Raw genomic sequence first — 14,027 nt, forward strand, 5'->3', positions numbered from 1 at the left:
TTCTAGCGGGAATGGAGAAGGAGTGCAAGCCCTTAGAGGCGGCGACCACTGACCTCCAGGACGGTGATCATCGCGGCAATCAACCCGGCTTGAATGAGCAGGACCACTGCCTCCATCGTGCCGGCGTGCCGAAGGGCCAGCGCAGCCAGCCCAAGACAGATCGTGAAGAGAAAAATCATGGCGACGCTGGCTTGGCGCGAGCCAAGAGCGCGCTCCAGGCGGTGGTGCAGATGGTCTTTCCCGACATAGTCCAGCCAATCCTTCACGGATTTGACCTTTCCGGTGACGATACGCTCCACGGTGATATGAATCATGTCGTAGATGAGCACGCCGAAGATCAGCAAGGGATTGCTGAAGGATACAATCGGGCTGGAATCGGCCCAGTTGCCCTTCACGGCCAAACAGGCCAATGTGAATCCGATGAAGGTCGATCCGCCGTCACCTAAGAAAATGACGGCCGGCTTTGCCCCTCGAAAATTGTACGGCAGAAACCCAAGACCTGCTCCGATCATGGCAATCGCGAGCCAACCCAGCCCTGCTTGGTTCGTCTCAAATGCGACGACGCCCATGAACCCGGCCATCAGAACGGCAAGGCCGGTGGCCAGTCCATCCATGCCGTCGAAGAAGTTGAACGCATTCGTAATGCCAACGATCCAGAGAAGCGTCAGGAAGATATTGGCCATATCACCCGGCAGTCCGGCAGGACAGAGCGTCAAGACTTTGCCTGAAGCAATGACGATTCCCGCAGCCAGCAATTGTCCAAGCAGTTTGACTGAAGCCGGCAGCTCTCGAATATCGTCGAGCACTCCGATGACGAGCAGCAGAGACCCAGCCGCCAGAATCGCCACCATCCAATCAGGCACGATGGAGTTGAGGAGTATCGATCCGACAAAGCCGGCATACAGAGCGAGCCCGCCAAGCCGCGGAGTCGGAACCACATGAATCTTTCGATTGGTTGGTTGATCGACAAGATTCCATCGATGGCCGATCCATACCATCAACGGCGTCAAGGCTCCGGTTCCAAGAAACGCGAACAGAAAAATATAGAGCCACCGGAGGCCTTCGAGTTGGAAGAGGTCTCGAACAGCGGGAATCGCCAGCGCGACGGTGCCCAGCGCCGCGCCGGAAATCAGCGGAGTAATCCAGCGCCAGGTGGTGGCTGTAAATGGAATTGCCAGGTCCGATTGGGTTGCCTTCATAACCACTCCGACCGTAATGCCACATGCACCTGGGCCACTTCCTCGTCGGTCATCGCCGGAAACAGTGGGATGGAGAGTGCGGTCCGTTCCGCCTCTTCTGCGGAGGGAAACCCATCCAACCCAAGATAGCGATGAAGCGACCGGAATACCGGCTTCCGACATTGGATGCCTTGGGCCTCAAATCGAGCGATCACCTTATTCAGTCCATCCACCTGCTCTGCCATCCCAGGCAGACGTACGACAAAGCGATAATAGGCATGAGTGTACCCGGTCGGTACGATCGGGGGAACCAATTCTGCGCTCGCCAGCGACGTTCGGTAATCGTGAGCCAGCCATTTCCGCCGCTCAAGGAAAGATCCTAACCGCCCCAGCTGCGCCAAACCGATCGCAGCCTGGAGATTCGTCATTTTTAAATTTGTCGAGCCGGGGCGGAGAGATGGTGTTTCGTCATACTCTCTGAGCCTGCGGGCTCGTTCCAACAAGCCTTCATCCCGCGATAACACCATGCCACCCTCGCCGGTGCAGAGCAACTTCGTGGCATAGAACGAACAGACCGTCAAAATCCCAACCGACCCTACGGATCTCCCCTGCTCCATTGCCCCCAGCGTTTGCGCACAGTCTTCAATGATAGGAATTCCCAACTCCTGGAGCGCCGTCAAATTGGCGGGCAGCCCGAACAGATGCGGCACAATCAACGCTTTGGTCTTCGAGCTCACGGCTTTACGCGCCGCCGACGGATCGATATTAAACGTATCCAGTTCGATGTCCACTAAGCGTGGCCTGGCTCCGACACGCTCGGTTGCCAACATCGGCGCAGCACAGACATAGCTTGGGAGGAGCACCTCATCGCCCGGGCCAATTCCCAATACTCGGAGGGCGACTTCCAATGCGGCCGTTCCGGAGGTCACCGCCACTCCACCGGACAGGCCGAAATACGCCGCCATCCCCCGCTCGAACTGCTCGACGACACCTCCTTGAGCGAGCTGGCGAGATTGAAGCACCTCAACCGCCGCACGAATGTCGTCCGCTTCAATGGAAGGTCGTGAATGTGGAATCATCGTTCTAACGTCAATCAGACCCCGATGTTGATAAACAATCGCAGAGGGAGAAATCCTTCCGCTGTCCGCACGCGGCCTTGGATACCGCGAAAATGCGCCGACGACCTGACCAGATCGGCGATGCTCAGCCCTTCGATGTTGGTCTTCTTCACCTGCGAGGCATGCGCTTCCAGCGATTGAATTTTGCGGTCCAACGCCTGCTGAATATCCACAAAGACCGTCGGCGCAAAATTTTGCGTGGTCGGTCCTTCATAAAACAGGACGTTCTTCGTGTATCGTGTGGCGGTAATCGTGCTCATCGCCAAATGCCGATGGTCTTGATGCGTATCATCATGGTAATGAACAAAAATAAAATGAGGTTCGATCTTTCGCACAATCTCCTCGACGGTTTGGATCAGTTCACGCCCGAGAGGAACTTCGGTATCCTCGTAGCCTCCCCAGAACACTTCTTCGGCTTGAAGCAATTTGGCCGCACGCTCTTGCTCCTGCTTGCGCACCGCCGTCTGACCACCGGCTCCACCTTGTGTCATAACCATGAGAAAAATGCGATGGCCATTCTCGGCATACTTGATCAATGTCCCGCCGCATCCTACTTCGATGTCGTCCGGATGGGCCCCCAGTGCGAGAATGCGCATCGGTTCTTTGACATCGGTGCTCCTCATGCCTGTCCCTCCTATGCGGTCATCATACAGCGAGACCTCGATCGCACACCGCGTACCGTCGCGAGTGCCTCAGCCCCTTGTATCAACAACAGATCAAGTGCGGACAGATTCGGTTCAAACGGCTCGTACATCTGGCGATAGATCGGGTGTTTGAACGCTTGCGTTTCAAGTCGAATGCCGGAAGCCTCAAATCGTGGTGTGTCCATGTAGTGCTCGGCCCCTGGCCCGGCGAGGTACTGCGTCGCACCCACCGCCCGACACAGATCGATCAGCCGATCCGTCGGCTCTTCACGGGACAGATGATCGGACGCGTTCTGCACCGGCGTGGTGATGCCGTACGCCTTGAGCAGCCATTGGACGATAGCCTTGTTGAGATCGCCGAGCTTGGTCCACGGCACCGAGTAGAGTTCCCGCAACTGGGATAGATAGTGATGGCGGTAGGGAGCCTTGGCGTAATGCATCTCCAGCGCTCGGAGGTGCTGAGCTTTCCATTCGGATGTCGGATTGATCAGGACATCGTCGATGCGTTGACCAAAATGGTGTAGTACGGGCACGGTCAGCCATTGCCATCCCTGGGAGGTGCGAATGCGGTTGCGATTTTGCCACTCGTTTTTCTTGAATTGCACAGTATCCAGCACAATAAAGAGGTCGGCTTGATCGATCTTGTCCAGGTACCCCAGCCAGGGCAAGAACTGTGGTTGATGAATGGTTACACGCATTCTCTCTCCAAACGGTCAGCCGAGGGCTTTCACGTTCTGATCAGCATTCTCCGAAGCGCCGGCCCCTAGCTCACGGCTGCTCTGGATTGCGCCGCGTGTCGGTGCGACATAGATCGGGTTGGTCAGCAATTCCCCGCTTTTGCCCACAACCTCCACACGATAGTTCAGCCCTGGTCCATACCGAGCCTCTCGATCCACGAGTTCCAGCTGTATGGGAGTCTGGCCCTCGACTTGTCTAATGACGGCTCCGGATCGAATGACACGGAGTGTAGCCGCGCTCGGCCTTTCATCGATGGTCGAAATCCCAACTCGGATAAGGATGCCATCACTCGTGCTTCCGTCAAGTATCTCGCCGATCTCCGCCGATTTGCCCCCGCTCGATACCTGAAACTCGTCAAGCCGAAGCAAGACGTTCTGTTCACCTCTTGCTACGGCATAGGCTCGACCGTTCCGGAGCGCGGCCACAATACCGGCGACGGTTCGCTCAGCGGGCTTGATCACGGTGTACACCCGGTCGAGGTCCTTTCCCGCATCGGTGGTTCCATGAAACGCGACTTCCCCTATCATGATAGGGAACTCTGTCCGGCCGGTTGCCATGTTCATTCCCAGCAACTGGTCCCACACCCCACCAGGGGCCACCACCCGCCTGGTGTCTTGGTAGAGTCCGCCGAATCCGGTATAGCCCTGCGTCAGGATCAATGCTTCGGGATGAGGCTCTGTCTGAATCGTGACTGTTCCTAATGGGCCGAACGAGTGCCGGCTGAAGTCTCGAGCCTCCGTCATCGACCAAAATACCAGCGCACCGCGCTCGACCGCTGTATCTATCAAGGCTTGATAAGGCCTATACCCGACCCCGCTCTCATAGGAACTATATGCAGGCACCCTGACGGGCCAAGCATTGGCCATCAGCACAAGACACACGGCCAGGAGGGTGCCGGCAAGAACGTGCCGACGGCTGGATTTGGGCTCTATCTCTTCAACGCATCTCCTGCTCTGCGGTTTCCACAACCACGCAACCGGAACCAATAGGAGAAGCGGGAGGCCATTGAGCACGCTCCGCCAGCTCCACACAAAAGAGAGTGAATTCCCTCGTGAAGGAAGATCCTCATAGTCTTCGACCCTTTCAAGGCCGATCACCAAGAGATTCCGCTGGGCGTTGTGCATGGTGAGGTCACCATGGAAAAGCGACCCAGTCCAATAATAATACGGAGCCACCTCGACTCCTGGGATAATGATCAGATTCGGATGGAGCCGTTGAACCGTGCGAACCTCATCAAGAAATCGTTGTAGCCCGTATTCCATGACGGATGGGAATGTCACGTGATAGCGCAGAAGTCCTTCCAACGGATGGAGACCATAGTCGTATCGCAGCGTAAAGTTCTCGGAGAGAATCAAGACATCCAACTGTTGTTGCTCGGCTCGTCTCGCCAATGATTCCAGGTTCAGCGATCCCGTGCTCATCGTACTATGCACGTGAATGGCCGCCCGTAGCGAGATCGGCGTCTGCGCCGGCCCGGCAGCAATACCTGCGACGGCTGCCGTCAAATGGATCGTCCCCATAAACAGCATGGTGGTGATCCAAGAGGTGGTTTTACGCATGACCGACCGCACCCTCTCTATAAATCGACTCGATGGCTTGGACCATAGCCGGGATGCCATGGCTTGCTCCAACACCTTTCATGGCCCTCGCTCCGAGTTCACCGGCCCGCATGGGATCATCGAGTACACGCCGTATCGCAACGGCCAATGCTGCACTATTTCCCGGCGGAACAAGGAGGCCGTTCCTCCCATCCTCAATGAGAGCGGGAATCCCGCCTACTCGGCAGGCAATCACGGGAAGCCCCGCCGCCATCGCTTCAATCAAGGCCCGCCCCATCCCTTCATTAAGCGACGGCAATACGAAGCAATCCATCCCCGCCAGACACATTTCGACTTCCTCTCGATAACCGACAAAATGCACACAGTGGCTGATTCCACGCTCCTGCGCCCGGTTCAACAACGCATCGTGTTGATCACCGCTGCCGACAATGACGAGATGCAGATGGGGATACTCTTGTTTCAAGAGGGCCACGGCATCGACTAAGAATCGATGCCCCTTGATATCGGTAAGCCAACCGACCGAACCGATGACCGTCGCGGCCGGTGGACAGCCGAACCAATCAGGCGCCAGTTTTCCTCCCATGCGAGCATTCTTGAAACGGTCGATGTCGATCCCGCTTGGAATCACGGCAAAGCGATCAGTTCGCCCAACACCTCGCTCAAGATGTTCACGTGTTTCCGCGGTGGTGAGCCCAATCAATTGATCGGTAATCCCGGCCAACACTCGTTCGATCTGAAGAAACACCCATGAGGACACCGGCCCAAAATGGCCATAGAACACGTGCCCGTGCGGAGTATGAACGACCAGCGGAACCCCCGTGATCCAAGCAGCCAATCGTCCCAATACTCCTGCTTTAGATGTGTGCGTGTGCACGACTTGGGGCCGTTCCTGTCGTAATAGGGACACAAGTTTCCATAGAGCGCTGAAATCAGACCCTGGGCTGATGTGACGAACCAGAGACGGCACTACGTAATAACGAATCGACTCCTTCTCTAAGAGACGGAGATTGTCCATGGTCGCCGCTGCTCCCCCCTGAGCGTCCCAAGCACGAGCGTCACCCGCGATCACAACCGGTTCGAACTGGGTGCGGTCTTGCCCCAAAACTGTCAGCATGGTGTTCCGAGCAGAACCCCCTTGATCAAGCCGAGTGATGATGTGAACGACCTTTTGAGCTGTCATCTGTCCTGTTCTATGCCGCCATCCGAAAGGCCATTGGGTTGTCCAACATTCTGACCAGCTCAGTGCAATGCTGGGTCCAATTGTAGCGATGCTCGATCAGAGCTCGACCCTTCTTAGCCAGCCGCACCGCCTCGCCTGGTTCCTGCAAACGTCTCAAGACCCGTTCAAGGGCCTCAGCGATCGAACGACCATCAACCCCTTGAGCAACCAAGATGGGGTCGACTTGATTCAAGACTTCAGGAATGGCGCCAACCGGCGTTCCCAGGACTGGTGTTCCACAGGCCAGCGCTTCAACCATCACCAGCCCAAATCCCTCCAATTGAAGGCTCGGCATCAGAACGAGATCGGCTGCCTGATAGTATTGGCGGAGTTGGGATTCGGGAATGAACCCTACGAGGCGTACGGCGTCATGCAACCTTTTCCGCCGAATGTCGGCTTGAAGCTGTTCGCGGAGCGGGCCTTCTCCGCCGATCACGAGCACGAATCGATGCGCGGTGGTATTCAGCATCTGTATGGCGCTGAGCAAATTTTCCAGCCCCATCCTCGGCACAAGATTTCGCACCGTGAAGAGGATCGTGTGGTTTTCCGGCAGGTTGAGCGCGGCTCTTGCGACGTGACGCTCTCCTGAAGGCATAAAGGCCTGCGGATCAACCGCTCCCGGGATCAGTCCTATGCGATCGACCGAGATCCCATGTGCTCCTATCACCCGCTGGCGCATGAACTGGCTGAGGACAACCACACGGTGGCATCGAGACAGGACGGCATGTTCCACCGAGCGCCTGGCTCGAAGGTTGGCATGTCGACGCAAGCTCGTGATGGTCGATCGAGCCGGGGCCTGTCTCGTCTCATACTCCTCGTGAGCAAGAGAGTGGCAAATATAGATCCAGCGTGACGCCGCATGACGGCGGGACAGAATCGGTCCGAGTCCGGCCATGGACTGATGCACGATCACGGCATCCAGCGGTTCGGTTGCGCGAAGACGATCGAAGTACTCGACCGATCGACGCACCGAGGACCAGAGAAACGCCGCTTCATGCTTCCGGCTGACGGGATAACGCCATTCCCGAAGACCATCCACCTCGATCACGCCTTCCGGCTCATTCTCCGGAGCTCGCGCGAGCAACTCCACCCGATGTCCGAGCGCTGCCAACCCCAAGGCTTGATTGCGAAGCACGCGCTCTGCCCCGCCGATCACCCGTTGTGCCGAGACTTCGGCCAGTAACAGTATGTTCATGCGCTCGTCACGACCTCCGTTCTGTCATGGGAACCGGCACGCAACTGTCGATGCCAGAGTTCCAGCACGATCAGCGCATAGAGTTGATCCGAACAGTTTCGACGGCCGGCGTCATGCTCTTCCCATAGCCATCGTACGTAGCGCGGTTTGACGTAGCCCCGTTTCCTGATCACATCATCCGACAATAGATCGTGTGCCATCTCACGAAGGTCCTCCCGAAGCCATCGAGCCATCGGCACCATGAACCCTTGTTTGGGTGCATGAAGAATCCGATCAGGCAAGATGCCTCGCAACATTCGGCGCATGAATCCCTTTAACCGCCAACCGGCAAACCGCATCGAAGAGGGAATCCGTAGCGCCGCGGTCAACAGTTGCTGGTCGCAAAACGGAACGCGCAGCTCGAGGGAATGCACCATGCTCATTCGATCTCCCATGCGCAGGAGATCATCAGGCAGATAGCTCTGGAGGTCTACGCCCATGGCACAGTTCATGGGATCGGTTGAGGCCCACTGGTTGAACAACTCGTGAGCAAGTCCTCGTGGCCTCTCACCGGCAAACATGGCCTCCAGTTGGTCTCCCCAGAGAGCGCCGTCCCATTCGGCAGGAATAAACGTCGTCCAACGGCAGTACTGCTCTGGAAGCGGGAGATGGCCACCGTGGAGAAATCGTTTCAGGCGGGCAACCTGATCGCGGCCATTTCCTCGTTCGCCGATGGATGTACTCCATTGGGCAATCCGTTCACGGAGCTTCTGTGGGAGGCGTTGATACTGTGCGGCGGTGCGCACGCCCAGATATCGAGGATACCCTCCGAAGAGTTCGTCTCCGCCGATTCCGGAGAGTGCAACCGTGACGGTTTGACGAGCGACTTCAGAAACCAAATAGGTGGGAATGGCCGATGAGTCGGCAAATGGCTCGCCCATCCCCTCGACCACCTTTTTGATGAGGGCAACCGCATCCGGTTTCAGAATCGTTTCGGTATGAGTCGTCCGGAAATGAGCCGCCAGAAAGCGAGCCGATGCCAGTTCACTGAACGATTGGTCAGCAGGATGCTCATATCCGATTGTGAAGGTCTTGATGGGGTCTGTCTGATATTTGGCCATGACAGCCAAGAGGGACGCGGAGTCGAGGCCGCCTGAGAGGAATAATCCCAAGGGCACATCGCTCACGAGATGAGCGTGCACGGTCTCCTCGAACGTACGTAAAACTTCCGGTACGGCCTCTTTGCTCGTCCACTGGTTGTCATGGTGAAGCTCATCCTCCAGGCGATAATAGCGCAGCAATTCCGTACGTCCATCCGATACCTTCAACGCCTCGCCGGGGCGCAGCTGATGCACGCCGGCGACAGCCGTGGCAGATCCTGGTATGTATAAATGCGTCAAATATTCGGCGATGCTTTCGGGATGGAGCTGCCAATCGGGTAAGGCCTCGAGTAGTGAGGGAATCTCCGATGAAAATACGACACATGTTTCCCCACCGGCTTCGGGGCGGCGGATCGCATAGTACAGCGGTTTGATACCAAGATGATCACGGATCAACCATGCGCAGCGACGCTCCTGATCCCACAAGGCAATGGCAAACATGCCTCTCAATCGGCGAAACGCATCAAACCCTTCATCTTCATACAAATGGACCAGGACTTCCGTATCGCACTGATTCGTCAGGTGGTGCCCTCTGTTCAACAGCTCTTTCCGCAATTCTCTGTAGTTATAGATCTCGCCATTCATGATGGCCCGCACGGTACGCGTCTCATTGCTGACCGGTTGCCGGCCACCTTCCGGATCGATCACTCGAAGTCTCCGCGCGCCAAGCGCAATTCCAGATTGCCGATAGACTCCTTCTTCATCCGGTCCGCGATGGACCAGTCTTCGAAGCATTGCGTGGACCGCCGTGCCGTCATTCTGCCCTATGACTCCGCAAATGCCGCACATGGAACTATTTCCCTTTGTCGAGCACGGCACGATCACGACGCTCCAACTCTTGCCGCTCGCGTTCGTGTTTTGGCGATACCGATTGCGGTGGAACGTCCACCGGCTCATATCGCGTATGCTTCGCGCTTCCGACTGATTCCAGGAGTGCGCGCACACCGAGCGCCGCCATGGCGCCGAGGAAGCACAACAACAAGATTGCACCCCATCCGCGTAGTGTCCGTTTCCAAGACCGCTTGTGCGCCAAATAGGCACTCATGGTCCATGTCCTGGTCGCTGGGCGACGATTTCAAACGAGGGAGCGCACAGGAGACGACCGCTCGTTGCGTAGTACACAGTCTGAGATAGCGGCCACAGTACTGTTCGGCTGACTGTCCATTTCAATCGGCTCACCCAGGGGTGCACGGGAGACAAGGGACCTCGGCTGGGCCTGGAATTGCGCAGGCTGATGATGCTGAGCCCGGCCTGTTCCATTAAGGTGGTCAGCGCCCTAGCGGTGTACAGATACCAATGGAAGGCTTGGTCATATTGGGAACCGATCCAGCGAGCGGGGTGTCGCATCGACAGATGGAACAGTCCGTTTGTCGCGCGCACCAGCATCAGTCCCTTCGGTGCGAGGAGGTTGCTCGCTTGCTGAAGCATGACTGACGGGTCGGCCACGGTTTCCAGCACGTTGATCAAGGTCACGACATCGAATCGCGGCACCTGTTCACCACCCTCAAGCGTGTGGGGCGGTAACATAGGGAACCCTTTCTGCGCGGCTCGAAGCGCGGCCTGTTTGGATAGTTCGATTCCCGAGCAGTTCCATCCGCCCTCTCGACAGAGCAACAGGAACCCTCCATCTCCACACCCGATATCAAGCAGGGTACCTGAGGGCGATCGATACGAAGACAGGTGCTTCAACACACTTCGAAACACCGGCTGACGATCATCTAAGGCTTCGACGGCTCCATAATCCCCATCGTAGCTTTCACGAAAATAGTCTTCGACTGACTCGCGTGCCGGGCGAGGAGAGCGAAACACGAGCTCACACGTGGGACACTGAACATACCGCCTGGTTGGAGTGTGAAATACCTCGGTCGGCGGTTCCAGAGTTCCGCAGGGACATTCGCTGGAAGCTTCTTGGAGAGCGCTTGCCGCGTTCATGCCGCTTCCTTCTGCACCTCTGGAGGTGCAACCGCGGATGAGCTGCGCAAGGCCGGCATAGCCTCTTCAAATACCTTGACCGTATCTTGAACCATTTTCCCTGCCGTAAACCGCGCTGCCACTTCTTGTTGCCCTGTCTTGCCCATTCGCGCGGCCCAAGTCGGATCCCGAAGCATACTCCGAATCGCCGCTTCCAAGGCATGGGAGCTCCTCGGGGGAACCAGTAGGCCGTTGCTGCCGTGGCGGACGATCTCCGGCACACCATTGACACTCGTTGCAACAACGGGCCGGCACATGGCCAACGCCTCTAGGACTACAAAGGGAAACCCTTCCGACAGGGAAGGCAACACGACCACATCTGCTGCGGCATACCAGTCTCCCACGTCGTCCCGAGCGCCCACAAACCGACAGGACTGCTCAACTCCCTTCTCTCTCGCCAAGGTCCTGAGGACTTCCCGACATTCACCTTCCCCAACAAACAAGCAGACAAGTGACGGCCATTCTGCCAGAAGACCGGGGAGAGCACCGATCAAAAACCGATGGCCCTTTTCCTCCGTGAGTCTCGCGACTGTGAGGAGCGCGAGCCCATTACCTACACACCATTCTCTCCTGATCTTGTTGCGATTTCCTGAGCCGGAGAACGAGGCCAGGTCAATCCCGTTCCGAACCGTCGTCGTTCTCGCAGCGGCGGCGGGGCAGTCGGCAAGGACATCCCGCTTGATGGCATCGGAGACACAAATCAGTCGATCGGCCTGTGGAAGCAGAGCCCGCAGGATCGCGATATAGAAAGACCGTTTGGCCGGGTTGATTTCGTAATCTCTGATGGAGTTGTGTATCGTCGCCACCACGCAAGGCACTCCGGCCAACCATGCTGCCAGGCGCCCATACACGTTCGCGCGCGCCCCATGCGTTTGGAGAACAGTCACCTTGTTCTGCTTGAGTACGTATGCCAGCCGCAGGAGCGCTAACGGATTGAAGAGCGGGGTCAGGGGGACGACGCTGGTCGGAACCTTCTTCGATATCATCTTCCCGACAAACGGACCCGGTTCCGGACAGATCAGGAGCGGACGAAAACGGGTGCGGTCCAATCGATCAAACAGCAGTTCCAGATACCGCTCACCTCCACCATACCCGGCTGAGCCGGCCAGTTGCGCCAGAACGACCGGCTTCATGGTTTCCTCCCGACGATCAACAGGCTGCCGCGCAAGTGAGGCACGACATAGAACGGCCATTTGGCCCAATCGATGCCATGTTGCTTGACGGACTGACGGCAGTCTTGCGTGTCTTCGCCGAGAAAATACCGGGATTCCGCGATGCAAAATCCGGTTTGGCGCAGCATGTCGGTCAATTCGTGCATGGCATACTCTCGGGCATGCGGCCGCCATTCATCATCGGGATTCTTGTATCCCGGTGGAGCAAGGCGATCGTTCAGGGTACGACCGATCAAGAGCTTGAAGATGTTCCCGATCCGAGTGACGTTCGGCGTCGTCAGCACCACATGACCGCCGGAACGAAGAATTCGAAATGCTTCCTCGAGCAAATGAAACGGCGAAGTCAGATGTTCGATGATTTCCAGCGCGAAGACCAGTTGAACCGAGTGATCCGGAAGAGGGACCTTATCGGAATATCCCTTTGCCTGAAAGTGACCGCCCAAGGGATCGAGGTCGACCGTCATGATGTCCGCATGGATGTCTCGCCGCATGAACTCTACGAAGTCCTCGGAGATCATCAGCCCGGCTCCGTACAACTGTGCCGCTTTCGTATAACCGATGCGACGGAGCAGCCTCAACAGGCTGCCGGGGAAAGGCCCTAAGTCAACGATCGACTGTGTCTCGGGCGGCAGCATACGCAAACCACTCCGCAATGCCACATGCAAACGGTCCCGGCATTTCATCGCATGATGCATGGGAATCTTGAACCGGTCATCTTTCTGCCCGAAGGACTCGTAGGCAGACGGCTGGTACGTTTTCAGGACGTCGAAAAAGTGATCTCTGGTCAATTCGTAAGCCATCACGCGCTTGTCATATGTGAATAAACCGGCCGCCTCTGGAGAATCGCTCGACGCATCCTAAAATGGGGAACTGCGGCGACTGATAGCATCATGAGACACGGTAATACGGGTAGTGCATAGCGACCGGCCTCCACAGTGAAGGGCACATACCCCGCCGTCAGGCCAATCGGGAACAGATAGAGAGGAAGAAGGGTCTTCCAGTGCTCTCGATGAACCCAGCCACTGAAGCAAGCCATGACAATGAGACCAGGAACAAGCAACAGCCGCTTGACCAGACTATACGTGGCCACGGCCAAACCCCTCTCCTTGAGATCCTTCTGCAGCCCATGCATGAACCCTTGTCCTTCATCTGACAAGTAGTACGCGTTGCCGACCCAGAAATCCCAAATCCTTCCACATGTCAGTGCCGCGTAATTCAATGGATCGGCCACGATTCGATCTATCCCCTTTTTACGAAGCAGTTGATCCGTCGACACGTCATACATTGCATACGCATAGGGCAGCGGGGTGATCCCGGCACTCTCCCATATGGCTTGTTCTCGTTCCTGCGGCATCGGCCAACTGCCTCGAGACGAGGGATCACTTCCCATCCACAGTCCTGCGCCCACACCGGCCGAAACCGGAATGATGTGATGAAAAGACATGTAGTTCCGCACGGACCACGGCAGCACGAGCACGAGACACGTCGCTCCGTACACCACTCCATACTTGACCCGTTGTGAGAGCTGATCTGTGTCTATCCATATGAATGCCATCAGACACATGGCCAACACCAAGACCACCGGTTTACACAGGATCGTCAGACCGGCAGCGAGCCCCATCAGGGTGAATTGACGGCTGGACGGGACCTGCGCAGATCTGACCACCGTCCAGAGCCAGACACTGATTAACAGTGTCAAAAGGGCTTCACTCCGGATCCTTGGGTCATAGGTCCAGTAGGCCGGATAGAGGAATACGATGGACGCGGTCCACGCCCCTACTCGGGAATCCCACAATGCAGTGCCAACTCTATAGAGGCTCCACGCGGCTCCGAGATCGAAGAGTATATGAAGCATCGGCACCCAGTCCGGTCGATGGCCGACCAAGAAATAGAAACTTGCGAGGACGGCCGGATAGAGAGGGGCCACATGGGCGGCAGGATCGACCCCATCCAGAGTGAACCGTCCCAGAGTCACCAGATTCCATGCCAGCGTATCAAACAGCTGATCAACGGCAAACGAATGCCCTGGCGCCGTCCAGATAACCCAGGCTCGCGCAAGCAGACCCAGACAGATTGCCGACAGGACAATCATTC

Annotated in this window: 13 protein-coding genes; all 13 read right to left on the minus strand. The window is 57.0% G+C overall.

Annotated features, from left to right (window positions below; translation table 11 throughout):
- Positions 1 to 32 precede the first annotated feature (32 nt).
- From H8K03_02160 to H8K03_02220, 13 genes are read right to left on the minus strand one after another with little or no spacing between them, the layout of a single operon-like run.
- On the minus strand, positions 33 to 1,199 hold the full coding sequence (locus tag H8K03_02160) for an undecaprenyl/decaprenyl-phosphate alpha-N-acetylglucosaminyl 1-phosphate transferase (GenBank protein UVT20748.1): 1,167 nt from the start codon (positions 1,197 to 1,199) through the stop codon (positions 33 to 35).
- Positions 1,196 to 2,257 (minus strand): DegT/DnrJ/EryC1/StrS family aminotransferase, encoded by a 1,062-nt coding sequence (locus H8K03_02165; protein ID UVT20749.1) that lies wholly within the window; start codon positions 2,255 to 2,257, stop codon positions 1,196 to 1,198. The genes H8K03_02160 and H8K03_02165 overlap by 4 nt, the downstream gene beginning before the upstream one ends.
- A gap of 14 nt (positions 2,258 to 2,271) precedes the next feature.
- Entirely contained in the window at positions 2,272 to 2,919 is a 648-nt protein-coding gene (locus H8K03_02170; protein ID UVT20750.1) for a PIG-L family deacetylase, read from the minus strand.
- Between the two features lie 11 nt (positions 2,920 to 2,930).
- Positions 2,931 to 3,638: a WbqC family protein gene (locus H8K03_02175; protein ID UVT20751.1), complete on the minus strand. Its 708-nt coding sequence runs from the start codon at positions 3,636 to 3,638 to the stop codon at positions 2,931 to 2,933.
- 15 nt (positions 3,639 to 3,653) lie between these two features.
- A complete protein-coding gene (locus tag H8K03_02180; GenBank protein UVT20752.1) occupies positions 3,654 to 5,237 on the minus strand; it encodes a hypothetical protein in 1,584 nt (527 codons plus the stop codon).
- Positions 5,230 to 6,417: a glycosyltransferase family 4 protein gene (locus tag H8K03_02185; GenBank protein UVT20753.1), complete on the minus strand. Its 1,188-nt coding sequence runs from the start codon at positions 6,415 to 6,417 to the stop codon at positions 5,230 to 5,232. The genes H8K03_02180 and H8K03_02185 overlap by 8 nt, the downstream gene beginning before the upstream one ends.
- 10 nt (positions 6,418 to 6,427) lie before the next feature.
- The gene (locus H8K03_02190; GenBank protein ID UVT20754.1) at positions 6,428 to 7,651 is read right to left on the minus strand and encodes a glycosyltransferase family 4 protein; all 1,224 of its coding nucleotides are present in this window, start codon (positions 7,649 to 7,651) and stop codon (positions 6,428 to 6,430) included.
- Positions 7,648 to 9,579, minus strand: coding sequence for an asparagine synthase (glutamine-hydrolyzing) (asnB, locus tag H8K03_02195; protein ID UVT20755.1), 1,932 nt, complete (start codon positions 9,577 to 9,579; stop codon positions 7,648 to 7,650). Before asnB ends, H8K03_02190 begins: the two co-directional genes overlap by 4 nt.
- Before the next feature lie 4 nt (positions 9,580 to 9,583).
- Positions 9,584 to 9,835, minus strand: a complete 252-nt coding sequence (locus H8K03_02200; GenBank protein UVT20756.1) for a hypothetical protein — start codon at positions 9,833 to 9,835, stop codon at positions 9,584 to 9,586.
- Positions 9,832 to 10,722 (minus strand): class I SAM-dependent methyltransferase, encoded by an 891-nt coding sequence (locus H8K03_02205; protein UVT20757.1) that lies wholly within the window; start codon positions 10,720 to 10,722, stop codon positions 9,832 to 9,834. Before H8K03_02205 ends, H8K03_02200 begins: the two co-directional genes overlap by 4 nt.
- Positions 10,719 to 11,894: a glycosyltransferase family 4 protein gene (locus tag H8K03_02210; protein ID UVT20758.1), complete on the minus strand. Its 1,176-nt coding sequence runs from the start codon at positions 11,892 to 11,894 to the stop codon at positions 10,719 to 10,721. The genes H8K03_02205 and H8K03_02210 overlap by 4 nt, the downstream gene beginning before the upstream one ends.
- The gene (locus tag H8K03_02215) at positions 11,891 to 12,736 is read right to left on the minus strand and encodes a class I SAM-dependent methyltransferase (GenBank protein ID UVT20759.1); all 846 of its coding nucleotides are present in this window, start codon (positions 12,734 to 12,736) and stop codon (positions 11,891 to 11,893) included. The genes H8K03_02210 and H8K03_02215 overlap by 4 nt, the downstream gene beginning before the upstream one ends.
- Complete coding sequence (locus H8K03_02220) at positions 12,733 to 14,025, minus strand: glycosyltransferase family 39 protein (protein UVT20760.1); 1,293 nt, start codon at positions 14,023 to 14,025, stop codon at positions 12,733 to 12,735. Before H8K03_02220 ends, H8K03_02215 begins: the two co-directional genes overlap by 4 nt.
- Positions 14,026 to 14,027 lie beyond the last annotated feature (2 nt).

This window comes from Nitrospira sp. (assembly GCA_024760545.1).
Lineage (GTDB): Bacteria > Nitrospirota > Nitrospiria > Nitrospirales > Nitrospiraceae > Nitrospira_D.